The following is a 22,954-nucleotide window of genomic DNA, read 5'->3' as shown; positions in this document are numbered from 1 at the left end:
GTTAGCGATAATCATGCCAATGGTGAATAAAAAATTAATCTTTTAAAATCAAGGCACTGAAAACAGCTTCGCCGCGCCGCGCTGTTGCAAATCGCGCAGCCGCCGCGCATCCGCTGGCGCATTTGCAACAGCCGCGGGCCTTCCCCCTCTGGTTTCTGCGGCCGCCGCAGGATAAGTTCAGAGCGTCAACGATCGGAGGCCCGCTATGCTGAACCCAGAATCCCCTTCCACCGCTCCCGCGCTGATCGACCCGGCGTCGAAGGCCTTCCAGAGCCTGCTGGACAAGCTCGCGCCAACGGAGGCGACCGTGCTGATCGTGGGCGAAACCGGCACCGGCAAGGAGGTGGTGGCCCGCTATCTCCATCATCACAGCGCCCGTCGCCAGCAGCCGTTTCTGGCCGTTAACTGCGGCGCGCTGACCGAGAGCCTCGCCGAAGCCGAACTGTTCGGCCATGAGAAAGGCGCCTTCACCGGCGCGCAGCAGGGACAGCCCGGCTGGTTTGAAGCCGCAGAAGGGGGGACGCTGCTGTTGGACGAGATCGGCGAATTAAGCCTGCCGCTGCAGGTCAAGCTGCTGCGAGTGCTGCAGGAGCGTGAAATTACCCGCGTCGGCTCACGCAAAGCGATTAAAGTGAATGTCCGGGTGATTGCCGCCACCCACGTCGACCTGGCCCAGGCGATCCGCGAGCGCCGCTTTCGCGAGGATCTCTACTATCGACTGAATATCGCGGTGGTGCCGCTGCCGCCGCTGCGCCAGCGTCGGCAGGATATCCCGCTGCTGGCGCACCACTTTTTATCACTCTATGCCCGGCGCCTAGGGCGGCCAACCCTGCGTCTGGCGCCGGAATCACTGGCCCGGCTGATGGACTATTCGTGGCCGGGCAATATTCGCGAGCTGGAAAACACCCTGCACAACGCGGTGCTCCTCAGTAAAGAAGAGGAGATCAGTCCTGCCCAGCTGCGCCTGGCGACGCTCAACGACGCCCCGGCGCCGGCGAGCGATCATGAACTGGACGACTTTATTCGCCACCAGCTAGCGCTTCCCGGCGAGCCGCTGTGGCAGCGAGTGACCAGCGCCCTGATTCGCCACGCCATGGCGCATTGCGACGATAACCAGAGCCAGGCGGCCGCGCTGTTGGGGATCAGTCGGCATACCTTGCGCACCCAGCTCGCTAACCTCGGGCTGATCAAAAGCCGCCGCCGCCCGCCTGCGCCGCCGCGGGCGTTCGCCAACGCAGCCGGGGCCGATCGCGAACTGCGCATTGGCTACCAGCGCTTCGGCAGCCTCGGGATCCTGAAAGCCCGTCAGAGTCTGGAAACCGCCTTCGCCAGCCTCGGCGTCAACGTGCTGTGGAGTGAGTTTCCTGCCGGACCGCAGCTCCTCCACGCCCTCGCCTGCAACGAGATCGACTTCGGCACCACCGGAGAAGCGCCGCCGGTGTTTGCCCAGGCCAGCAATAGCGAACTGATGTACGTGGCGTGGGAGCCGCCGGCGCCGCGCAGCGTGGCGATGGTCGTCCCGCAGGAGAGCGACATTCGCCAGCTCAGCGATCTGCGCGGTAAACGCATCGCCCTCAATAAAGGGTCGAATGTCCACTGGCTGCTGCTGCAGATCCTCGAGGACGCCGGCCTGGGTCTGAACGACGTGCGGGTGGTCTATACCCCGCCGAAATATCCGCTGACCGCCAGCGACTACCTGGCGGTTGACGCCTGGATGATGTGGGACCCGCTGCTCAGCGACGCCGAACACACCGGCGAGCTGCGGGTGGTCGCCAGCGGCGAAGGACGAGTCAACAACCATCAGTTTTATCTTTCGCGACGGGACTATCTCGCTCAGCATGGCGATATCATGCGCCGTCTGTTGACGGAGCTGACCCACACCGGGCAGTTTATCGACTCGCATCGTGGTGAAGCGGCCCGCTTACTCTCGGCAGAGCTGGGGATTGACGCCCGGTCGCTGAGCATGGCCCTCGCCCGCCGCAGCCATCGCCCGCGGCCGATGGATCTGTCGGTGATCCGCGCCCAGCAGACCATCGCCGATCGCTTTTACGCCCTCGGGCTTATCGCCAAACCGGTCCCGGTGCGCGAAGCGGTGTGGTACGGCGAACCCGCGCCGGGCGTCATCAGCCCGCTGATGGCGGTCAGTTAGCGAAATTTGCGCGTTATCTTCCTGATTGTTCAGGCGCAGATAGCCTCGATCCGATGGCGATGTTACCCTAAAGACGCTGAGAATAAGGGGGTATCTGTGGCTGTTCATCTGTTAATCGTCGACGCGTTAAATCTGATCCGCCGCATCCATGCGGTGCAGGGTTCGCCCTGCGTCGATACCTGCCTGCATGCGCTGGAGCAGCTGATCGTCCACAGTCAGCCCACCCACGCGGTGGCGGTGTTCGATGATGAGGATCGCGCCCACGGCTGGCGCCACCAGCGCCTGCCAGAGTACAAAGCCGGCCGCGCGCCGATGCCGGAGACGCTGGTGGCCGAGATGCCAGCGCTGCGGGCGGCCTTCGAACAGCGGGGGATCCGCTGCTGGGCCTCGCCGGGCAGCGAAGCGGACGACCTCGCCGCCACCCTGGCGGTAAAGGTGGCCCAGGCGGGCCATCAAGCCACCATTGTCTCCACCGACAAAGGCTACTGTCAGCTGCTGTCGCCCACCATCCGCATCCGCGACTACTTTCAGAAGCGCTGGCTGGACGCGCCCTTTATCGCCAGCGAGTTCGGCGTCACTCCGGAGCAACTGGCGGATTACTGGGGGCTGGCGGGGATCAGCAGCTCGAAGGTGCCGGGCGTGGCGGGCATTGGACCCAAAAGCGCCGCCCAGCTGTTGAACGAGTTTCAGGACCTGGAGGGGCTGTACGCCCGTCTGGCCGAGGTCCCGGAGAAGTGGCGCAAAAAACTGGCCGCGCATCAGGAGATGGCCTTCACCTGCCGGGAAGTGGCCCGCCTGCAGACCGACCTCCAGCTGGATGGCAATCTGCAGCAGCTGCGGCTGACGCGCTAACCATCGTTAAGAGGTGCGCCGGTGCAGGGTAACTGCCTCCGGCATTGCCTGCTTTACCCGGGCCAGGCAATCACCAGGCCGCCTGATATAACCCGACGATATCGGCCAGGCTCGCCTCACGCGGGTTACCGCCGGTACACACATCCTCCAGCGCCGCCTGCGCCAGCGCCGGAATATCCTCTTTCCTGACGCCCACCTCGCGCAGATGGCCGGGAATACCGACATCGCGGTTTAGCTGGCAGACCGCCTCCACTGCCGCCTGGCGCGCGGCAGTCAGGCTTAACGCTTCCACCCTGACGCCCATCGCCCGGGCGATATCGCGATATTTTTCCCCCGTCGCCTCAGCATTAAAGCGCATCACGTGCGGCAAAAGGATGGCATTCGCCACGCCGTGCGGCGTGTTGTAAAAAGCGCCGAGCGGATGCGCCATGCCGTGCACCAGCCCGAGCCCGACGTTGGAAAATCCCATCCCCGCGACGTACTGGCCCAGCGCCATGGCTTCGCCCGCGCCGGCATCCCCGGCAACCGAGCCGCGCAGCGCCCCGGCAATGATCTCGATGGCCTTGAGGTGCAGCGCATCAGTCAAAGCCCAGGCGCCGCGGGTGAGATATCCTTCGATAGCGTGCGTCAGGGCGTCCACGCCGGTGGCCGCCTTCAGCGCCGGCGGCATGGCGTCCATCATATCGGCATCGATAAAGGCCACCTGCGGGATATCATGCGGATCGACGCAGACGAACTTACGCCGCTGTTCTTCATCGGTGATGACATAGTTAATCGTCACCTCCGCCGCGGTACCCGCGGTGGTCGGCACCGCGAAGATCGGCACGCTGGGCTGACGGGTGGGCGACAGCCCCTCCAGACTGCGGACATCGGCGAATTCCGGGTTACACTGAATAATACCGATCGCCTTACAGGTATCCTGCGGCGAACCGCCGCCAATGGCGATCAGGTAATCCGCCCCGCTGCGCTGAAAGGCCTGCAGCCCCTGCTGGACCACGGCAATGGTCGGGTTAGGGATCACGTCGCTGAACATATCCCATGCCAGCCCGGCGGCATCCAGTTTATCAGTGACTTTCGCCGCCACGCCGCACCGGGCGAGGGTGCTGTCGGTGACGATCAATGCTTTGCGATAGCCGCGCCGCGCCACTTCATCGGTTAATGCGTTTATCGCCCCCCGGCCAAACCACGCCGTTTCGTTGAGGATCATTCGGTTTGCCATCGCGTCTCTCCTGTTAGCGTTGCGGCATCACTCTTCAATACGTAATCCGTAGGTTTTGAACTTCTCCAGCACGATGGCGATCGCCTCGTCATCCAGCACCGGTACCGGGTCGATAATCGCCAGCGTGCTGAGGTAGAGCTGGGCCAGGACTTCCACTTCATGCGCCAGCCAGAGCGCTTTCTCCAGGCTGGCCTCGCAGGCGATCAGGCCATGATGCTGCAGCAGCGTGGCTTTGCGGTGCTTCAGCGCTACCGCGACATGCTCAGACAGCTCGCGGGTGCCGAAGGTGGCATAGGGCGCGCAGGGGATCGAATTCCCGCCGGCCGCGGCGATCATATAGTGGATGGCCGGGATGGGCCGGTTGAGGATCGACACCGCCGTACAATGGACAGCGTGATTGTGGACCACCGCCTGGGCATCGGGCCGCGTCTGGTAGGCCGCCTGATGAAAACGCCATTCGCTGGAGGGCAATTTTCCCTGCTCATGCTGGCCATCGGCATCAATAAAGACAATCTTGTCTTCCGTCAGCTTTTCATACGGGATACCGGTGGGGGTGATCAGCATTCCTCCCTGATAGCGCACGCTGACATTGCCGGCGGTCCCCTGATTTAACCCCAGGCGGGTCATTTCCAGGCAGGTATCGATAATCTGCCGGGCCAGTCTGTTTCTTTCCATTGCGTTCCTCTTGTGGTGACTCATCATCCGTCAACGGCAGGGCAACAGAAATATCGTCGGCTACCGTGGGATAGGGTGAATAATGGTCTTCATCATCAACCTGAATAATCAAAGGGGAATTTTCATGACTATATTTTGTGAACCGCGTCAATAATTCCGCCATGAATAAAGCAACCATGCCCATTAAGAGAGTGTTTAAAATGCCCGTTCTTAATAATATTTCATCAAGCGGGCATTTTATTTCTTTGTAACATTTGCCCGTTTTCCACGATATACATTCATTCGGTCATTAGCGTTGTGGTTTTGTGAATTTATTTTCTCAAACGGTCAGCGTTTTTGAAAAATTAAAGTGACAATTATCACATAAAATGGCCCGCAGATCGTTAAGTGTGACCATCATCATATTAACAGGCGGTTTTTATTTGAAAATGAAGTCATGAGTTCCGCCGTGACTTTCATTTCACTCACCGGCGCGTCACCTGAGCTCACTTAATTTTGCGGTCTGCTGCAGCACCAGACTGCGCCCTGAATGCTGTTGTAAATGCTTCTGAACTGATGAGGACGCTATGGGAAACACAACGATACCAACGCAAAGTTACCGCGCCATGGAGAGCGGGCAGAGTAAGAGCTACATTATTCCTTTTGCTCTGCTGTGCTCCCTCTTTTTTCTGTGGGCGGTGGCTAATAATCTGAATGATATTTTATTACCGCAATTTCAACAGGCCTTTACCCTGACTAATTTCCAGGCCGGATTAATTCAGTCGGCCTTTTATTTTGGCTATTTTATTATTCCCATCCCCGCTGGGATGCTGATGAAAAAATTCAGCTATAAAGCAGGCATTCTTACGGGTCTGTTTTTATATGCCTGCGGCGCCGCGCTGTTCTGGCCTGCCGCCGAAGTGATGAACTACACTTTATTCTTGATTGGATTATTTATTATCGCCGCCGGGCTTGGCTGCCTGGAAACGGCGGCCAACCCGTTTGTGACCGTTCTCGGTCCGGAAAGCGGCGGTCACTTCCGCCTTAATCTGGCCCAGACCTTTAACTCATTTGGCGCCATTATTGCCGTGGTATTTGGCCAGAGTCTTATTTTGTCTAACGTCCCGCATCAGCCGCAGGATGTGCTGGATAAAATGACGCCAGAACAGCTCAGCGCCTGGAAGCACAGCCTGGTCCTGTCGGTACAAACCCCCTATATGATTATCGTGGCCATCGTCCTGCTGGTCGCCCTGCTGATCGTCTGCACCCGCTTCCCCTCCCTGCAGAGCGATGACCACAGCGACAGCGCGCAGAGCACCTTCCTCGCCTCGCTGACGCGCCTGATGCGCATCCGTCACTGGCGCTGGGCGGTGCTGGCCCAGTTCTGCTACGTCGGCGCGCAAACCGCCTGCTGGAGCTACCTGATTCGCTACGCTATCGAAGAGATCCCGGGCATGACGGCCGGTTTCGCCGCCAACTACCTGACCGCCACCATGGTCTGCTTCTTTATTGGCCGTTTTACCGGCACCTGGCTTATCCGCCGCTTTGCACCGCATAACGTGCTCGCTATCTATGCGTTTATCGCCATGCTGCTCTGTTTGCTCTCCGCCTTCAGCGGCGGCCACGTCGGTCTGCTGGCCCTGACCCTGTGCAGCGCCTTTATGTCCATTCAGTACCCGACCATCTTCTCGCTGGGGATTAAGCATCTGGGCCAGGACACCAAATATGGCTCGTCCTTTATCGTCATGACCATTATCGGCGGCGGGATCGTCACCCCGGTGATGGGCTTTGTCAGCGACGCCGCCGGCAATATCCCGACCGCCGAACTGGTCCCGGCGCTGTGCTTCGCCATCATCTTTATTTTTGCCCGTTTCCGTTCACAAGCGGCGACGAACTAAACCTGTTATCCGCATAACCTGAGGGATCTGTAATGAAAAAAATCAGCTTACCGAAGATCGGTATCCGCCCGGTAATCGATGGTCGTCGCATGGGGGTCCGCGAGTCGCTGGAAGCGCAAACCATGAACATGGCGAAAGCCACCGCCGCGCTTATCAGCGAGAAACTGCGCCACGCCTGCGGCGCCCGGGTGGAGTGCGTGATTGCCGATACCTGCATCGCCGGCATGGCCGAGTCGGCCGCCTGTGAAGAGAAATTCAGCAGCCAGAACGTCGGCGTCACCATCACCGTCACCCCCTGCTGGTGCTACGGCAGCGAAACCATCGACATGGATCCGCTGCGCCCGAAGGCCATCTGGGGCTTTAACGGCACCGAACGTCCGGGGGCGGTCTATCTGGCCGCCGCCCTGGCGGCCCATAGCCAGAAAGGGATCCCGGCGTTCTCCATCTACGGACATGACGTGCAGGATGCCGATGACACCTCGATCCCGGCGGATGTCGAAGAAAAACTGTTGCGCTTCGCGCGCGCCGGCCTGGCCGTCGCCAGTATGAAAGGGAAAAGCTATCTGTCGCTGGGCGGCGTCTCAATGGGCATCGCCGGCTCCATCGTCGACCACAATTTCTTTGAATCCTGGCTCGGCATGAAGGTCCAGGCTGTCGACATGACGGAGCTGCGCCGGCGAATCGATCACAAAATCTATGATGAAACCGAGCTGGAGATGGCGCTGGCGTGGGCGGATAAACACTTCCGCTACGGCGAAGATCAGAACGCTGAGCAGTATAAGCGCAATGAAACGCAGAGCCGCGCGGTGCTGAAAGAGAGCCTGCTGATGGCGATGTGCATCCGCGACATGATGCAGGGCAACCCGAAACTGGCGGAAAAAGGGCTGGTGGAGGAGTCGCTGGGCTACAACGCCATCGCCGCCGGTTTCCAGGGTCAGCGCCACTGGACCGATCAATACCCCAATGGCGATACCGCTGAAGCGCTGCTCAACAGCTCTTTTGACTGGAACGGGGTGCGCGAGCCATTTGTCGTCGCTACCGAAAACGACAGCCTCAACGGCGTGGCCATGCTGATGGGTCATCAGCTCACCGGCACCGCCCAGGTGTTTGCCGACGTGCGCACCTACTGGTCGCCGGACGCCGTTGAGCGGGTCACCGGGCAGCCGCTCACCGGGCGGGCGGAGCACGGCATCATTCACCTGATTAACTCCGGCTCTGCGGCGCTGGACGGCTCCTGCCAGCAGCGCGACGCGCAGGGCAACCCGACGATGAAACCTCACTGGGAGATTGAGCAGAACGAGGCGGATGCCTGCCTCGCAGCGACCGAATGGTGCCCGGCGATCCACGAATACTTCCGCGGCGGCGGCTTCTCTTCCCGCTTCCTGACCGAAGGCGGCGTGCCGTTCACCATGACCCGGGTGAACATCATCAAAGGCCTGGGGCCGGTGCTGCAAATTGCCGAAGGCTGGAGCGTGGCGCTGCCCAAAGCGATGCACGACCAGCTCGACGCCCGCACCAACTCCACCTGGCCCACCACCTGGTTTGCCCCACGTCTGACCGGCAAGGGTCCGTTCAGCGATGTGTACTCGGTCATGGCCAACTGGGGCGCCAACCACGGCGTGCTGACCATCGGCCACGTTGGTGCGGATTTCATTACCCTCGCCGCCATGCTGCGCATTCCGGTCTGCATGCACAACGTGGAAGCGGAGAAAATCTACCGCCCCTCCGCCTGGGCTGCGCATGGCATGGATATCGAGGGCCAGGACTACCGCGCCTGCCAGAACTACGGGCCGCTGTATAAGCGTTAACAGGTTGGTTTCGCCCGGTGGCGCAGGCTTACCTGGCCTACAGATGCGCGCGGTCTGTAGGCCGGATAAGCGCCGCGCCATCCGGCGATGTTGTTTCGGGAGTCACTATGAAGCAAGACGTTATCCTGGTCCTCGACTGCGGCGCCACCAACGTGCGGGCGATGGCCGTTGACCGACAGGGAAACATTATCGCCCGCGCCGCAACGGCGAACGCCAGCGACATCGCGGCGGAGAACAGCGACTGGCACCAGTGGTCGCTGGAGGCCATTATGCAGCGCTTTGCCGACTGCTGTCGGCAGATCCATGACCAGCTGGCCTCCTGCACGGTGCGCGGCATCACCGTCACGACCTTTGGCGTCGATGGCGCGCTGGTGGATGAGCAGGGTGCCCTGCTGTATCCGATCATCAGCTGGAAATGCCCGCGCACCGCGGCGGTGATGGAGAATATCAGCCAGTATATGCCAGCACACCAGCTACAGCAGATTGCCGGCGTCGGCGCCTTTGCGTTCAACACCCTGTATAAGCTGGTGTGGCTGAAAGAGAACCACCCGCAGCTGCTGACGCAGGCCCATGCCTGGCTGTTTATTTCGTCGCTGATCAACCACCGGCTGACCGGGGAGTTCACCACCGACCTCACCATGGCGGGTACCAGCCAGATGCTCGATCTCCGGCAGCGCGATTTCAGCGCGCCGATCCTGCAGGCGACCGGCCTGCCGCGCCGCCTGTTCCCGCGGCTGGTTGAAGCAGGCCAGCCAATCGGCGCCCTGCTGCCGGAGGCCGCTGCGCTGCTGGGCCTTCCCATCGGGATCCCGGTTATCTCGGCCGGGCACGACACTCAGTTCGCTCTGTTTGGCGCTGGCGCCGGGCAGGATGAGCCGGTGCTCTCCTCCGGGACCTGGGAGATCCTGATGGTGCGCAGCGCCCAGGTCGACACTTCGCTGCTCTGCGACTACAGCGGCTCCACCTGCGAGCTGGACAGCCAGCCGGGCCGCTATAACCCGGGAATGCAGTGGCTGGCCTCCGGCGTGCTCGAATGGGTGCGCAAGCTGTTGTGGAGCGCTGACACGCCGTGGCAGACGCTGATTGCCGAAGCGCAGGCGATCCCGCCCGGCGCCCAGGGCGTCAGGATGCAGTGCGACCTGCTCGCCAGCCAGCACGCCGGCTGGCAGGGCGTCACGCTCAACACCACCCGCGGCCATTTTTACCGCGCCGCGCTGGAGGGGTTAAGCGACCAGCTGGCGCAGCATCTGCAAACCCTGGAAAACATCGGCCGCTTCAGGGCGAAAGAGCTGCTGCTGGTGGGCGGCGGCAGCCGCAACGCGCTGTGGAACCAGATCAAGGCCGACCGGCTTGGAATACCGATCAAAGTTCTCGATGATGCCGAAACCACGGTGGCCGGCGCGGCGATGTTTGGCTGGTATGGCGTGGGCGAGTTCTCTTCGCCGGAACAGGCCAGAGCGCAGGTCGCGTACCGCTACCGCTATTTTTGGCCGCAAACTGAACCTGAATTAACAGAGGAAGCCTGAGATGCTCAAAACCATTTCCCCGCTGATATCGCCGGAGCTGCTGAAAGTGCTGGCCGAAATGGGCCATGGGGATGAAATCATTTTTTCCGATGCCCATTTCCCGGCGCACAGCATGGGGCCACAGGTGATCCGCGCCGATGGCCTGCGGGTCAGCGATCTGCTGCAGGCGATTATCCCGCTGTTCGAGTTAGACAGCTACGCGCCGCCGCTGGTGATGATGGCCGCCGTCGAAGGCGATGCGCTGGACCCGACGGTGGAACAGCGCTATCGGCAGGCGCTATCGGCGCAGGCCCCCTGCCCGGATATCGTGCGGATTGACCGCTTTGCCTTCTACGACCGGGCGCAAAAAGCCTTTGCGATCGTTATCACAGGAGAGCGTGCTAAGTACGGAAATATCCTTTTAAAAAAAGGAGTCACGCCGTAATCTCATGCCGGAGCGTCTGCCTGATGCAGACGCTCAATCAATGATGGGATGAGAATAAATGAAAGCAGCCCGCCAGCAGGCGATCGTCGATCTCCTGATCAACCACAGCAGCCTGACCACCGAAACCTTGTCAAAACAGCTCAACGTCAGCAGGGAAACCATTCGCCGCGATCTGAGCGAGCTGCAGGCGCAGGGCAAAGTGCTGCGCAACCACGGCCGGGCCAAAGTGATCCATCAGCGCAGCCAGGACAGCGGCGACCCTTTTCACATGCGGCTGAAAAGCCATTACGCGCATAAAGCCGATATCGCCCGCGAAGCGCTGGCCTGGATTGACGAAGGGATGGTGATCGCCCTCGATGCCAGCTCCACTTGCTGGTATCTCGCCCGCCAGCTGCCGGACCGCCCGCTGCACGTCTTTACCAACAGCCAGCCCATCTGCCAGGAGCTGGCCAAACGCGACCAAATCACGCTCACCTGCTCCGGCGGCACTCTGCAGCGGAAATATGGCTGCTACGTGAACCCGGCGCTGATTTCCCAGCTGAAATCGCTGGAGATCGATCTGTTTATTTTTTCCTGCGAAGGCATCGACCCGCAGGGCGCGCTATGGGACTCCAATGCGTTCAATGCCGACTTTAAATCGATCCTGCTTAAGCGCGCGGCGCAGTCGCTACTGCTGATCGACAAAAGCAAGTTCAACCGTTCCGGCGAGGCGAGAATTGGTCATCTGGATGACGTGACGCATATTGTGTCGGATGCGCCGCAGCCTTAAGGGGAAGGCCGGAGGACGCGCACGCGTCTCCGGCCTGAGGGGGAAGGATTAACGCTCGTCGCGACGTCCGCCGACGGCGGCCCACAGGCGACGCACGTGAACGGTCACCTCTTCACGATCGTGATACAGCTGACGCGCCTGGATCTGGGCGTTGATGCCGTGCTCGTCCAGTTGGGCCTGAATATAGGCCAGATTCTGCGACACCTCTTCATAGCGCTTTTTCATCGGCAGCTTGAGGTTGAAGATGGTCTCCCGGCACCAGCCGTTGACCAGCCACTGCGCCATCAGCGCCGCCACCTTCGCCGGTTTCTCCACCATATCGCAGACCATCCACGAGATGTTGTTGCGGTTCGGACGATAGCGGAAACCGTCTTCGCGCAGCCAGGTCACCTGGCCGGTATCCATCAGGCTCTGGGCCATCGGGCCGTTATCGACCGAAGAGACCCACATGTTGCGCTTCACCAGCTGATAGGTCCAGCCGCCCGGGCAGGCGCCGAGATCGACGGCATACATGCCGTTCGCCAGGCGCTCGTCCCACTCGTCCGCCGGAATAAAGACGTGGAACGCCTCTTCCAGCTTGAGGGTGGAACGGCTCGGGGCATCGGACGGAAACTTCAGCCGCGGAATGCCCATATAGAACGGTGAGTTGTTGTTGCTGTACGAGTAGCCGGTATAGCAGCAGCCGGGGGCGATAAAGAACACATGCACCACCGGTCGCTTTGGCGTTTCATAGTTGGTCAGCACGCCCGCCTCGCGCAGCGCCGCGCGTAACGGCACCGTGAACTTGCGGCAGAACTTCATCAGCTCTTTGCTTTCGTTGGTATCCGCCACTTCCACACGCAGCTCGCCACCCTTCTCCACCACGCCCTGCAGCATGCCGACGATCGGAGTAATGCGATCCTCCGGCGGCAGGTCGCGCAGCAGTTCGCCGACCACGAACATCTGACGGGCGAAAATCAGCGAGCTGAACGGCAGATCGCGTACCAGCTTCTCACCGTCGTCTTGCTGATAACCTTCAAAAATCACATAACCAGAGTCTTCTTTGACCCGGGCAAAACCAAACACCTCAAGGCGGGCGGCCTTATCGGTAATTTCTGCTGCGCACTCTTTCTCAAACCCAGGGCGACAATAGAGGACAACCTTATTCATGAACAACGCCCTTACGTTTCAGACGAATTGCACCAATTAACATTAAAACCCAACCGGCGAGGAAGCTTACGCCGCCCACCGGGGTCACGAACGCCCACAGACGTAAATGAGACAGCGCCAGACAATAGAGGCTGCCGCTGAACAGCACGGTCCCTAACGCCAGAAACACGCTGCTCCAGTAGAACCAGATACTGATCCGACGCTGCATCGCCACCGCCAGACCAAAAATCGCCAGGGTATGGAAGGCCTGATACTCCAGGCCGGTATGGATCCAGGCCATCTCCGCCGCGCCGAGCGATTGACTTAATACATGCGCGCCAAAGGCACCCAGAGCCACAAAGATAAAGCCGCTAATCGCGGCGAATATCAGCATAAAACGGCTGGTCATGTTTTTACCCTACAAGTATTTATTGTTCATAACGAAAGCGGAATTTTTCTTGCTCACTTGCCGCTTTCGCCAGGATCCATTGCCGGAAAGCGGCTATTTTACCCAGTTCTGCCTGACTGTCATGGCAAACAAGGTAAAACGCATTCTTACTGACCAGAACATCATTAAACGGACACACCAGACGACCGGCTTCAATTTCGGACTGCGCCATCACGTTGTTGGCCAGCGCCACACCCTGCCCGTGAATGGCCGCCTGCAGCACCATCGCGCTATGGCTGAAAATCGGCCCCTGTTGCACATTAATATGGCTTAGACCAAGCTGGCGGGTATAAGTTTGCCAGTCGCGACGGGACGCATCGTGAAGCAGCGTATGTTGCGCCAGATCGGCAGGCGTTTTCAATGCTTTGTCGCCGGTGAGCAAGAGCGGGGAACAGACCGGCAGCAGATACTCGGCGTACAATTTTTCCACACGCAGGCCCGGCCAGTTGCCGCGGCCGTAAAAAATCGCCACATCGACATCGTCCGCCAGCTTATCCTCCTGGCGGTCTACCGCCTGGATCCTGACGTCGATTCCCGGATAAGCTGAGTTAAAGCTTGTCAGTCTCGGCACCAGCCACTGAATGGCGAAACTTGGCAATAAACTGACCGTTAATGCCCCTTTGGCGCTGCGCGCCTGCAGTTTACGCGTCGCTTCCGTCAGTTGCGAAAAAATCTCTTTAATATCCTGAAAATAGCTCTGCCCTTCTTCCGTTAACAGCAGCGAACGATTGCGCCGCCGGAACAGCTTAAGGCCCAGAAAATCCTCGAGAGACTTGATTTGATGGCTGACTGCGGCCTGCGTCACAAAAAGCTCATCGGCTGCCCGAGTGAAGCTGAGATGACGTGCGGCTGCATCAAAAACACGTAATGCATTCAGAGGTGGTAATCGCTTCGACATGGTTATTCTGGCTTAGATGTTAACTCAATTTAACAAATAGGAAACAATGATTAACCTATTAGTTTTTTTTATCTGAGCCATTATAAATTGTCCGTTGAGGTTCTACCAGCAAATACCTATAGTGGCGGCACTTCCTGAGCCGGAACGAGAAGCTTTTTTTGGAATGCGTGTTCCATCAAGCTTTTGGCTTACGGTTGTGATGTTGTGTTGTTGTGTTTGCAATTGGTCTGTCTTTGCAGACCCTGGTAGCAAAGCTACCCCTTTTCACTTCCTGTACATTTACCCTGTCTGTCCATAGTGATTTAATGTAGCACCGCAACGCGCGGTGCTTTTTTTTGCCTTTTTACTGCCTTACTCGTCCAGCTCACCCAGCTGTTTCACGTCAGAGCGATTGATCTGCTGTTTGTTGCCCCACGCGTCCTTATACGAGATCATGCCAGTATCATTATCGGTTTGCGGTTTCCCGTCGGTAACGATGGTTCGCCCATCATTGGTATGCATCACATAGTTAGAGGAACAGGCGCTCAGGCCTAAAGTCAGCATACAGGCAGAGATAATCGCAGCGGCCTTAGTCATTTTCATTTTTCTCTCCTTACGGCTATTTATACTATTCGTGACTCGTTAAGTAATAGGTTAAAACACAAACCCAACACTTTTCAGCATAACCCTCTTTGACCCACCTGAAGTCACATTCGGACAATTCCACAGGGCGCAGAGGCCTTGTCACGCCCGGCAAATTGCGCGACGATCGCGGGATTGATACGAGGAATTCCATGAACGCATTCAACCCGGCGCACTTTCGCGCGCAGTTTCCGGCTCTGGCCGATGCCGGCGTCTATCTCGACAGCGCGGCGACCGCGCTCAAACCGCAGGCGGTGATCGACGCCAGCGACCAGTTTTATCGCCTGAGCGCCGGCAACGTCCATCGCAGCCAGTTCGCCGCCGCCCAGCGGCTGACCGAGCGCTACGAGGCGGCCCGCGAGCGCGTGGCGGCGTGGCTTAACGCCCCGTCCGGCAAAGATATCGTCTGGACGCGGGGAACCACCGAGGCCATCAATATGGTGGCGCAGAGCTACGTCCGGCCGCGCCTGCAGCCTGGCGATGAAATTATCGTTAGCGAAGCCGAGCATCATGCCAACCTCGTGCCCTGGCTGATGGTAGCCGGGCAGACCGGCGCCAGAGTGGTCAAACTACCGCTTGGCGCTGACCGCCTGCCGGATATTGCCAGCCTCAGCGCGCTCATCACCCCGCGCAGCCGGGTGCTGGCCATCGGTCAGATGTCCAACGTCACCGGCGGCTGCCCGGACCTGGCGCAGGCTATCCGCCTTGCTCACGCCGCCGGGATGGTAGTGATGGTCGATGGCGCCCAGGGCGCGGTGCATTTCCCCGCTGACGTGCAGGCGCTGGATATCGATTTTTACGCCTTTTCCGGCCATAAGCTGTATGGCCCGACCGGGATCGGCGCCCTGTACGGCAAAAGCGAGCTGCTGGCGGCGATGTCGCCCTGGCTCGGCGGCGGGAAAATGATCGCCGAGGTCAGCTTTGACGGCTTTACGCCGCAGCCGGCCCCTTATGGTCTCGAGGCCGGCACGCCGAATGTCGCCGGGGTAATCGGCCTTAGCGCCGCCCTGGAGTGGCTGGCGCAGAGCGATATCGGCCAGGCGGAAAACTGGAGCCGCAGTCTGGCGAGTCTGGCGGAAGAGGCGCTGGCGAAACGGCCGGGCTTCCGCTCTTTCCGCTGCCAGCAGTCAAGCCTGCTGGCCTTTGAGTTCGACGGTGTTCATCACAGCGATCTGGTGACGCTGCTGGCGGAGTCCGGCATTGCTCTGCGCGCCGGGCAACACTGCGCCCAACCGCTGCTGGCGGCCTTAGGGGTCAGCGGCACGTTGCGGGCCTCTTTCGCCCCCTACAATACCCAAGACGATGTTGCGGCGCTGGTCCACGCGGTGGATCGCGCCCTGGAAATTCTGGTGGATTAATGACAACTCTGCACCCCTTCGGCACAACCATTACCGACGCCACGCTGCGCCAGACCTTCGCCCCGCTGAACCAGTGGGAGGATAAATATCGTCAGCTGATTTTATTGGGCAAAAAGCTGCCGACGCTGACCGATGAGCGCAAAGCGCAGGCCCGGGAGATTGCCGGGTGTGAAAACCGCGTCTGGCTGGGCTATGAGGAGGATGCCGAGGGCAGGCTGCACTTCTTTGGCGACAGCGAAGGACGGATTGTGCGCGGTCTGCTGGCGGTACTTTTGACCGCCGTGGAAGGCAAAAGCGCCGCTGAGCTGCTGGCGCAGGATCCGCTGGCGCTGTTCGACGAGTTGGGGCTACGCGGCCAGCTCAGCGCCTCGCGCAGCCAGGGCCTCAGCGCCCTCAGCGAGGCAGTGCTCGCCGCCGCCCGCGAGGTTGAGGTTTAAGCTCATCCCGGGGGCGGCGCTTGACGCGCCTTGCCCGGGCTACGGGCTCATGCAGTTTTGTCGCCCGGACAGGTGCGCAGCGCCGCCTCCGGGGAATTGTCCTGTAGACCGGGTAAGGCGCCTGCGCCGCCTCCGGGGAATTGTCCTGTAGACCGGGTAAGGCGCCTGCGCCGCGGCCCGGGATTTACGTCGTCTGCCGCTCCGCCTTCGCCAGCATCTTCTTCAGAGCATGCGATACCGCGACGAAGCCAAAGGTCGCGGTCACCATGGTAGCCGCGCCAAAGCCGGAAGCGCAGTCCATCCGTTTCGGCCCTTCCGCCGTGCTCTTCATCGCGCAGACGCTGCCGTCCGCTTGCGGGTAGACCAGCGCTTCCGTAGAGAAGACGCAGTCCACGCCGAGCTTGCCTTTGCTGTTTTTCACCACCCCAAACTGGCTTTTCAGCCGCTCGCGCAGTTTAGCCGCCAGCGGATCCTGGATGGTCTTCGCCAGGTCAGCGACCTGGATCTGCGTTGGGTCAATCTGACCGCCCGCCCCGCCGGTGGTGACCAGCGGCACTTTGTAGCGGCGACACCAGGCGATAATCGCCGCTTTCGGCCGGACGCTATCGATCGCGTCGATAACATAGCTAAAGCCGACGCCAAGATATTCCGCCACGTTTTCCGGGGTCACGAAATCATCCACCACCGTCACCCGACACTCCGGGTTGATGAGACGAATACGCTCTGCCATCACTTCCGCTTTCGCCAGCCCGACGTTGCCGCTCAGGGCGTGGATCTGACGATTGGTGTTGGTGACGCAGACATCGTCCATATCGATAAGGGTGATCGCCCCGATGCCGGTTCGCGCCAGCGCTTCCGCCGCCCAGGAGCCGACCCCGCCGATCCCGACCACGCAGACGTGGGCATCGGCAAAACATTGCAGCGCTTTTTCACCATATAAACGTGCCGTACCGCCAAAACGCTGGCGCCAGGCATCGCTGATAACAACAGACATAGAACCTCAGAACAAAATGACAGCGCCCGGAGGCCGCCGTAAACGGCGTCATCCGGGCGCCCTGGTCAACAGGCATGGCCAGGGGAGTTAGCCGCTAAAAACATTCCCCGCGCCCGGGGCGTTTTTCAGCACCCATACGCGGCCATAGTGGTTATACCAGCCGGCACGGTGGCCTGCGTCAGGCCCAATGCCCTGATAAATGTCGAAATGCTGGCCTTTGATGGCCCCGCCGACGTCGAGAGCGACCATCAGGCGCAGTTCGTACTGGCCGTTAAACTTGCCGTTATTATCCAGCAGAGGCACCTCGGCCAGCAAGGTGGTTCCCGGCGGAATAATCGACCGGTCGGAGGCCACCGAGGCGCGGCCGATCAGCGGCACAGCGCTGGCCCCTTTCACCGGCGCGAAAGACTGCGGTTTAAAGAACACGAACGACGGGTTCTGCTCCAGCAGCTCGCGCACTTCCGCTTCGCTGTGCTTTTCACCCCACTCGCGGATCGCCTGCATCGACATATCTTCTTTCTTCACTTCCCCGCGGTCGATCAGCACTTTGCCGATGCTGCGATAGGGCCAGCCGTTTTTCCCGGCATAGCTAAAGAAGTTGAGCGGCGAACCATCGCCAAAGTCGATATAGCCGCTGCCCTGCACGTCCATGATGAAGTTATCCATCAGCGAATTGCTGTACGCCAGCACATAGTTATCGCTCAGCGCGCCGGCATAGATGCTGGCGCGGGACGGCAGCTTACCGCGTTTCGGCGGCATCCGGTAAATGGGGTACTGGAATTCGCCCTGACGGGTGTGGCGCGCCTGCACTACCGGCGTGTAATAGCCGGTAAACTGGACGTTGCCATAGTTGTCGGTGCCCTGCATCTGCCAGGCGTCGATGCCAAACTGGCGCAGCGTGCGGGTATCGCCGCCCGCGCGCAGCCACTCCTGCAGCGCGTTATAGACGTTGCTCTGGCTATTATAGAGGCGCGGCGAGGCGTTACGAATTTGATTAACCTGCTCGGAGAAGTCGCCGGCGTTGATCGGCGCCCCGACGGCATCCGGCTGGTTTACCAGTGAAAACGGCTGGGTGAACTTGCCATCGCTATATTGCTGACCGCGGTCGGTCGGTTTTGAGGAACAGGCGGCAAGCATAGCCAGCATTGCCCCCGTCGCTACATATTTTGCCCAACGTCCTTTCATGGTGTCTCATCTTTTGCTGCGAAGCCTTAGTGCGTGTTGAAGATAACAAAGCGCCGGGGCTATTGAAATGCGCGATCTCATCGATGGCACAGATTTGTGTAAAAAAACACCACAACGTGGCGTTTTATAAGCCAATTCTTACAAAAATGTCGATTTGGTCGAAAAAAGGTTGCATCATCTCGCTAGCGGAGTATAGTGCGCTTCCACGGACGCGGGGTGGAGCAGCCTGGTAGCTCGTCGGGCTCATAACCCGAAGGTCGTCGGTTCAAATCCGGCCCCCGCAACCAATTAAAATTTGATGAAGTACAAAGCAGTACGGTGACGCGGGGTGGAGCAGCCTGGTAGCTCGTCGGGCTCATAACCCGAAGGTCGTCGGTTCAAATCCGGCCCCCGCAACCAATCAAATTTGACAAAGTAAAGCAGTACGGTGACGCGGGGTGGAGCAGCCTGGTAGCTCGTCGGGCTCATAACCCGAAGGTCGTCGGTTCAAATCCGGCCCCCGCAACCAACATCATAAACACCCTCAAGGGTGTTTTTTTGTTTCTGCCGCCGGCAAACCTCTGCCGAAAACGGGAACGGCCATTGCCGCCCCCATCTCCTGCTTACCCCTTCGGTAACACAATATTGCTTGCCGCCAGCATGCCCATGCGATGGTACATCGCGCAGGCTGCCTCGACGATCGGCATCGCCAGCGCCGCGCCGCTGCCTTCTCCCAGACGCATACCCATATTGAGATACGGTTCGAGGCCCAGATGCGCCAGCGCGATACGCGCCCCCTTCTCCGCCGAAGAGTGGGACGGGATCAGATACGGTTTTACCTCCGGCGCTATCTGGCACGCCGCCAGCGCTGCGGCGTAGGAAAGAAAGCCATCCAGCACCACCGGCAGCCCGCAGGACGCCGCCCCCAGCATCACCCCCGCCATCCCCAGCAGATCGAAACCACCGACTTTGCTCAGCACATCGAGACCATCATTCGGGTCGGGCTGATTGACGGCGATAGCCCGCCGCACCACCTCCACCTTGTTGCCAACCTTCGCCAACGGCAGATTGGCGCCAACCCCAACCACCTCCTGCGCATCACTGCCGGTCAGAACGCTGACCATCGCCGCCGCCGGCGTGGTATTGGCCATCCCCAGCTCGCCGACACCAAACAGAGTAACGCCCTCCTGGGCCAGCGCGCGGGTGTAGCGCATCACCTCCAGCAACAGCTCCTGCCCCTGCTCACGGCTCATCGCCGGACCGCGGGCAATATTGCCGCAGCCCCGCGCCACCCGCATATTCACCACGCCGGGGAGCGGTTCGCTATCGATACCGACATCAATTACATGCACTTGCGCCCCGGCCTGGGCGGCGAGCACGCAGACGCCGGTGGTGCCGCGGGTCATATTGGCTGCCTGAATGGCGGTGACCGCTTTCGGCGAAATCGCCACCCCTTCGTCCCACACCCCATGATCGGCGCACATCACCAGCAGGGCCTTTTTCGCCACCTGCGGTTGGCCGCCCAGGCCGGGCATTCCCGCCAGCTGAACCGCCAGCGCCTCCAGACGGCCGAGGCTGCCGGGGGGCTTAAGCAAGCCGTCGATATGGTGTTGTGCCCGCACCATGGCGTCAGCGTCCGGCGCGGGGATCGCCCGCAGAACCGTGTTTAAATTTTCCATACAGAATCCCTGCCAGGGCTGGCCCGGTCAGCCAGCGATTGAGTTATTTGATTTTGACGCCGATGCCGGAGACCACCAGCCAGACCGCATCCGCCGCGGCCGCCAGGCGCTGATTGACCCGCCCGGCGATATCGCGAAAATGCCGCGCCAGGCGATTCTCCGGCACAATGCCCATCCCCACCTCGTTGGTCACCAGCACGACGTGCGCCGGGCAGCGCTGACAGGCGGCAATCAGCACACCAATTTCGTCATCAATAGCCCGCTCCATGGCGGCGTAATCCCAGCCGTCGGGGTCGCTGTCGCCGCCGAGCGCGAACAGCAGGTTGGTGACCATGGTGGTGATACACTCCAGCAGAATCGCCTCCGCTGGGGCGATATCCGGGGTGATCAGTTCATCAAGCTGCTGCCAGCGCTCGGCGGTGCGCCAGTGGGCGGGCCTGCCGTCGCGATGGTGCTGGATCCTTGCGGCCATCTCGTCGTCAAAGATTTGCGAGGTGGCGATATATAACACCTGCGGCGCATCGGCAATCAGCGCCTCGGCATGGCGGCTTTTGCCGCTGCGCGCGCCGCCGGTAACCAGAGTCAGCATAGGGGCTCCTGATGTTGGCGCATGATGGCGTAAATTTTATCGATGGCGATATGTTCGCGCATGGCGTCCGCCAGCCGATCAAACTGCCGGGTTTTATAGCGGGCATACTCCAGGGCGCTATCCAGCGGCGCCAGCCCTTTGCGCTGGCGCAGGCCGTTGAGCAGCGCCCGGGTAAAGGCATCGCTGTCGAACAGGCCATGGAGATAGGTGCCGAATGCCAGGCCGTCGTCGCTTATCGCCCCGTCCTCTACTGACTGTCCCGCTTTATGCAGCTGCAGCAGCGGCGGGATGCCGGCCTCGCGGCGCGTCTCGCCCATATGAATTTCGTAGCCACTGACATGCAGACCTGCCGCGTCGGCTAACCATTCCGGGAGGTTAGTTCCCAGGGTCGCCTGCACCTGGGTGGTGGTTTTGTGCTGGGCGAAGTGGGTCACGGTCTTCAACACCCCCAGTCCGGGCTGGGTGCCAAGGCCAGACTCCACCTCATCGATAATGGTTTCGCCGAGCATCTGATAGCCGCCGCAGATCCCCAGCAGCGGCACCTTGCGCTGCCGGGCCTGCTCGACTGCATGCGCCATGCCGCTCTCGCGCAGCCAGCACAGATCGCCGAGGGTATTTTTACTGCCCGGGAGAATGACCAGGTCGGCGTCGGCCAGCGCCTGCGGGTCGCGGACATAGCGCACCCGGACGTCTGGCTGCGCCGCCAGGGCGTTAAAGTCGGTAAAATTGGCGATATGCGGCAGGTGAACCACGGCGATGTCGATGTCGCGCCGGTCGGTGCGATGGTATTTCCCGGCCTGCAGCGCGACGCCGTCCTCATCCTCGAGATCCACGTCAAGCCACGGCATAACGCCCAGCACCGGCACCCCGGTCAACGCCTCGATTTGCTCTATCCCCGAGCGCAGGAGCGCCACATCGCCGCGGAATTTATTGATGATCACCCCTTTCACCCGCGCCCGCTCCTGAGGCTGCAGCAGCGCCAGCGTGCCGTAAATCGCGGCAAACACCCCGCCGCGGTCGATATCGGCCACCAGGATCACCGGGCATTGCGCCATCTCGGCCATGCCCATATTGACGATATCGCGGTCGCGCAGGTTAATCTCCGCCGGACTGCCGGCCCCTTCCAGCACCAGCGCCTCATACTCTCCGGCCAGGCTCTGGTAGACCGCGAGGATCTGTTCGCGCAGGCGCGGCTTGTACTGGTGATAGATCACCGCGTCCATGCTGGTCGCCACCTGCCCCATCAGGACCACCTGCGCCTGACGGTCGCTGGTGGGCTTGAGCAAAATCGGGTTCATGCGGACATCCGGCGCGATCCCTGCCGCTTCGGCCTGGAAAATCTGCGCCCGGCCCATCTCTTTGCCATCCGGCGTAATGCCGGAGTTCAGCGCCATATTCTGTGATTTAAACGGCGCGGTACGCAGCCCATCCTGATGAAAAATACGGCACAGTCCCGCCACCAGTACGCTTTTCCCCACGTCGGAAGCCGTGCCCTGTAACATCACTGCCAGCGTCATGACGCCTCCTTTATCGCGCCTATCGCGTTGTTGTGCATCCGCTGAAAAAACTCCGCTTCGGTTTTACACAGCGGCAATCCCAGTTCGCTATGAAGTTTCACCAGCCACGGCTGCGTCAATCCCGCCTGGGCCATGATCGCCGCGCAGGCAAATACCTCGCCGGGATCCCCCGCGGCCAGCACTTCGCCGTGACGCAGAACGTAAACGGCGTCGCTCACCTCATAGATCAGATCGATATCGTGGCTGGAGATCACCACGCGCCGCCCCTGCCCGACAATGCGCCGGATGATGGCGATCATCTGCGCCCGCCCCCGGGGATCGAGGCCCGCGGTGGGCTCGTCAAGCAGCAGGTAGCGCGCCTGCAGCACCAGCGCCCCGGCGATCGCCACCCGTTTTTTCTGCCCATGGCTGAGACACTGGATCGGCTGCTGGCGAAACCCCTGAGCATCAACGAGGGTCAACGCTTCATCCACCCGGCGGGCGATCTCCTCTTCCGCCACCCCGAGATTACGCAGGCTAAAAGCGATATCGCTGTCGATATCGGTATAGAAGATCTGCTGATCCGGATCCTGAAACACCGTCGCCACCTGCTGGCGCAGCGCCAGCAGACCGCGCTTGCTGTAATTCAGCGCCTCTCCCTGCCACAGCACCGCCCCCTGCTGCGGGCGCAGCAGGCCGCTCAGGTTCATAAACAGCGTCGACTTTCCGCAGCCGTTGGCCCCCACCAGGCCGGTCACCGCATGGCGGGAAAAATCCAGCGTCAGCCCTTTAAGTACCGGCTCATCCTGATAGCGAAACCAGAGATCGGTTGTGGCAAGCATA

The 22,954-nt window shown here is 60.6% G+C and carries 22 protein-coding genes and 3 tRNA genes; 12 read left to right on the top strand and 13 right to left on the bottom strand.

The genetic code is table 11. From position 1 onward, the window contains the following. Nucleotides 1–11: 11 nt before the first annotated feature. Nucleotides 12–128, bottom strand: a complete 117-nt coding sequence (locus SP68_RS28150; RefSeq protein ID WP_040153195.1) for a hypothetical protein — start codon at nucleotides 126–128, stop codon at nucleotides 12–14. A gap of 77 nt (nucleotides 129–205) precedes the next feature. Here SP68_RS28150 and SP68_RS04780 point away from each other — a divergent pair, with 77 nt between their 5' ends. Further along, on the top strand, nucleotides 206–2,149 hold the full coding sequence (locus SP68_RS04780; protein ID WP_008806268.1) for a sigma-54-dependent Fis family transcriptional regulator: 1,944 nt from the start codon (nucleotides 206–208) through the stop codon (nucleotides 2,147–2,149). A gap of 96 nt (nucleotides 2,150–2,245) precedes the next feature. Further along, on the top strand, nucleotides 2,246–3,001 hold the full coding sequence (gene xni / locus SP68_RS04775) for a flap endonuclease Xni (RefSeq protein ID WP_004142871.1): 756 nt from the start codon (nucleotides 2,246–2,248) through the stop codon (nucleotides 2,999–3,001). A 70-nt stretch (nucleotides 3,002–3,071) separates the two neighbouring features. On the opposite strand, the gene fucO is transcribed toward xni, so the two are convergent. Beyond that, nucleotides 3,072–4,220, bottom strand: coding sequence for a lactaldehyde reductase (gene fucO / locus SP68_RS04770; protein ID WP_012967319.1), 1,149 nt, complete (start codon nucleotides 4,218–4,220; stop codon nucleotides 3,072–3,074). Between the two features lie 27 nt (nucleotides 4,221–4,247). After that, complete coding sequence (fucA, locus tag SP68_RS04765; protein ID WP_008806270.1) at nucleotides 4,248–4,895, bottom strand: L-fuculose-phosphate aldolase; 648 nt, start codon at nucleotides 4,893–4,895, stop codon at nucleotides 4,248–4,250. 566 nt (nucleotides 4,896–5,461) lie between these two features. On the opposite strand from fucA, the gene fucP reads away from it, so the two are divergent. The 5 genes from fucP (at nucleotide 5,462) to fucR (ending at nucleotide 11,299) form a co-directional block, all read left to right on the top strand. After that, entirely contained in the window at nucleotides 5,462–6,772 is a 1,311-nt protein-coding gene (gene fucP / locus SP68_RS04760) for an L-fucose:H+ symporter permease (RefSeq protein ID WP_008806271.1), read from the top strand. A 32-nt stretch (nucleotides 6,773–6,804) separates the two neighbouring features. Beyond that, nucleotides 6,805–8,580 carry an L-fucose isomerase gene (gene fucI / locus SP68_RS04755; protein WP_040968837.1) on the top strand — a complete coding sequence of 592 codons (1,776 nt, stop codon included), beginning with the start codon at nucleotides 6,805–6,807 and terminating at the stop codon, nucleotides 8,578–8,580. 107 nt (nucleotides 8,581–8,687) lie between these two features. Continuing rightward, complete coding sequence (gene fucK / locus SP68_RS04750) at nucleotides 8,688–10,106, top strand: L-fuculokinase (protein WP_038421732.1); 1,419 nt, start codon at nucleotides 8,688–8,690, stop codon at nucleotides 10,104–10,106. 1 nt (nucleotide 10,107) lies between these two features. Then, entirely contained in the window at nucleotides 10,108–10,530 is a 423-nt protein-coding gene (gene fucU / locus SP68_RS04745) for an L-fucose mutarotase (protein WP_008806274.1), read from the top strand. Nucleotides 10,531–10,588: 58 nt separating this feature from the next. Next, nucleotides 10,589–11,299, top strand: a complete 711-nt coding sequence (gene fucR / locus SP68_RS04740; RefSeq protein WP_012540709.1) for an L-fucose operon activator — start codon at nucleotides 10,589–10,591, stop codon at nucleotides 11,297–11,299. Nucleotides 11,300–11,347: 48 nt separating this feature from the next. On the opposite strand, the gene rlmM is transcribed toward fucR, so the two are convergent. From rlmM to SP68_RS04720, 4 genes are all read right to left on the bottom strand, one after another. Further along, nucleotides 11,348–12,448 (bottom strand): 23S rRNA (cytidine(2498)-2'-O)-methyltransferase RlmM, encoded by a 1,101-nt coding sequence (gene rlmM / locus SP68_RS04735; RefSeq protein ID WP_008806275.1) that lies wholly within the window; start codon nucleotides 12,446–12,448, stop codon nucleotides 11,348–11,350. Next, on the bottom strand, nucleotides 12,441–12,836 hold the full coding sequence (locus SP68_RS04730; protein WP_002915543.1) for a DUF423 domain-containing protein: 396 nt from the start codon (nucleotides 12,834–12,836) through the stop codon (nucleotides 12,441–12,443). The genes rlmM and SP68_RS04730 overlap by 8 nt, the downstream gene beginning before the upstream one ends. A gap of 19 nt (nucleotides 12,837–12,855) precedes the next feature. Then, entirely contained in the window at nucleotides 12,856–13,773 is a 918-nt protein-coding gene (gcvA, locus tag SP68_RS04725) for a glycine cleavage system transcriptional regulator GcvA (RefSeq protein WP_002915545.1), read from the bottom strand. Nucleotides 13,774–14,124: 351 nt separating this feature from the next. Next, nucleotides 14,125–14,349 carry a YgdI/YgdR family lipoprotein gene (locus SP68_RS04720; RefSeq protein WP_002915549.1) on the bottom strand — a complete coding sequence of 75 codons (225 nt, stop codon included), beginning with the start codon at nucleotides 14,347–14,349 and terminating at the stop codon, nucleotides 14,125–14,127. 197 nt (nucleotides 14,350–14,546) lie between these two features. Here SP68_RS04720 and csdA point away from each other — a divergent pair, with 197 nt between their 5' ends. Next, nucleotides 14,547–15,752, top strand: coding sequence for a cysteine desulfurase CsdA (gene csdA, locus SP68_RS04715; RefSeq protein WP_008806276.1), 1,206 nt, complete (start codon nucleotides 14,547–14,549; stop codon nucleotides 15,750–15,752). Then, the gene (gene csdE, locus SP68_RS04710) at nucleotides 15,752–16,189 is read left to right on the top strand and encodes a cysteine desulfurase sulfur acceptor subunit CsdE (RefSeq protein WP_008806277.1); all 438 of its coding nucleotides are present in this window, start codon (nucleotides 15,752–15,754) and stop codon (nucleotides 16,187–16,189) included. The genes csdA and csdE overlap by 1 nt, the downstream gene beginning before the upstream one ends. Before the next feature lie 184 nt (nucleotides 16,190–16,373). Here the strand turns inward: csdE and tcdA are convergent, their stop codons facing one another. After that, complete coding sequence (gene tcdA / locus SP68_RS04705; protein ID WP_040968838.1) at nucleotides 16,374–17,183, bottom strand: tRNA cyclic N6-threonylcarbamoyladenosine(37) synthase TcdA; 810 nt, start codon at nucleotides 17,181–17,183, stop codon at nucleotides 16,374–16,376. Between the two features lie 87 nt (nucleotides 17,184–17,270). Continuing rightward, nucleotides 17,271–18,368 carry a murein transglycosylase A gene (gene mltA / locus SP68_RS04700; RefSeq protein ID WP_008806279.1) on the bottom strand — a complete coding sequence of 366 codons (1,098 nt, stop codon included), beginning with the start codon at nucleotides 18,366–18,368 and terminating at the stop codon, nucleotides 17,271–17,273. A gap of 210 nt (nucleotides 18,369–18,578) precedes the next feature. On the opposite strand from mltA, the gene SP68_RS04695 reads away from it, so the two are divergent. The 3 genes from SP68_RS04695 (at nucleotide 18,579) to SP68_RS04685 (ending at nucleotide 18,876) form a co-directional block, all read left to right on the top strand. After that, nucleotides 18,579–18,655: transfer RNA gene (locus SP68_RS04695), tRNA-Met, on the top strand. A 35-nt stretch (nucleotides 18,656–18,690) separates the two neighbouring features. Then, a tRNA-Met gene (locus SP68_RS04690) sits at nucleotides 18,691–18,767 on the top strand. 32 nt (nucleotides 18,768–18,799) lie between these two features. Then, nucleotides 18,800–18,876, top strand: a tRNA-Met gene (locus tag SP68_RS04685). A gap of 94 nt (nucleotides 18,877–18,970) precedes the next feature. Here the strand turns inward: SP68_RS04685 and cobT are convergent. From cobT to SP68_RS04665, 4 genes are read right to left on the bottom strand one after another with little or no spacing between them, the layout of a single operon-like run. After that, on the bottom strand, nucleotides 18,971–20,026 hold the full coding sequence (gene cobT / locus SP68_RS04680; protein ID WP_040968839.1) for a nicotinate-nucleotide--dimethylbenzimidazole phosphoribosyltransferase: 1,056 nt from the start codon (nucleotides 20,024–20,026) through the stop codon (nucleotides 18,971–18,973). A 43-nt stretch (nucleotides 20,027–20,069) separates the two neighbouring features. Next, a complete protein-coding gene (cobU, locus tag SP68_RS04675; RefSeq protein ID WP_016161746.1) occupies nucleotides 20,070–20,615 on the bottom strand; it encodes a bifunctional adenosylcobinamide kinase/adenosylcobinamide-phosphate guanylyltransferase in 546 nt (181 codons plus the stop codon). Continuing rightward, a complete protein-coding gene (locus SP68_RS04670; protein ID WP_040968840.1) occupies nucleotides 20,609–22,132 on the bottom strand; it encodes a cobyric acid synthase in 1,524 nt (507 codons plus the stop codon). The genes cobU and SP68_RS04670 overlap by 7 nt, the downstream gene beginning before the upstream one ends. Next, nucleotides 22,129–22,953 carry an energy-coupling factor ABC transporter ATP-binding protein gene (locus tag SP68_RS04665; protein WP_012540691.1) on the bottom strand — a complete coding sequence of 275 codons (825 nt, stop codon included), beginning with the start codon at nucleotides 22,951–22,953 and terminating at the stop codon, nucleotides 22,129–22,131. The genes SP68_RS04670 and SP68_RS04665 overlap by 4 nt, the downstream gene beginning before the upstream one ends. Nucleotide 22,954: the final 1 nt, after the last annotated feature.

Origin of the sequence: Klebsiella variicola (assembly GCF_000828055.2) — a bacterium.
Classification (GTDB): Bacteria; Pseudomonadota; Gammaproteobacteria; order Enterobacterales; family Enterobacteriaceae; genus Klebsiella; species Klebsiella variicola.
The sequence above is the reverse complement of the archived record's forward strand: the minus strand, read 5'-3'. Positions and strand labels throughout refer to the sequence as shown.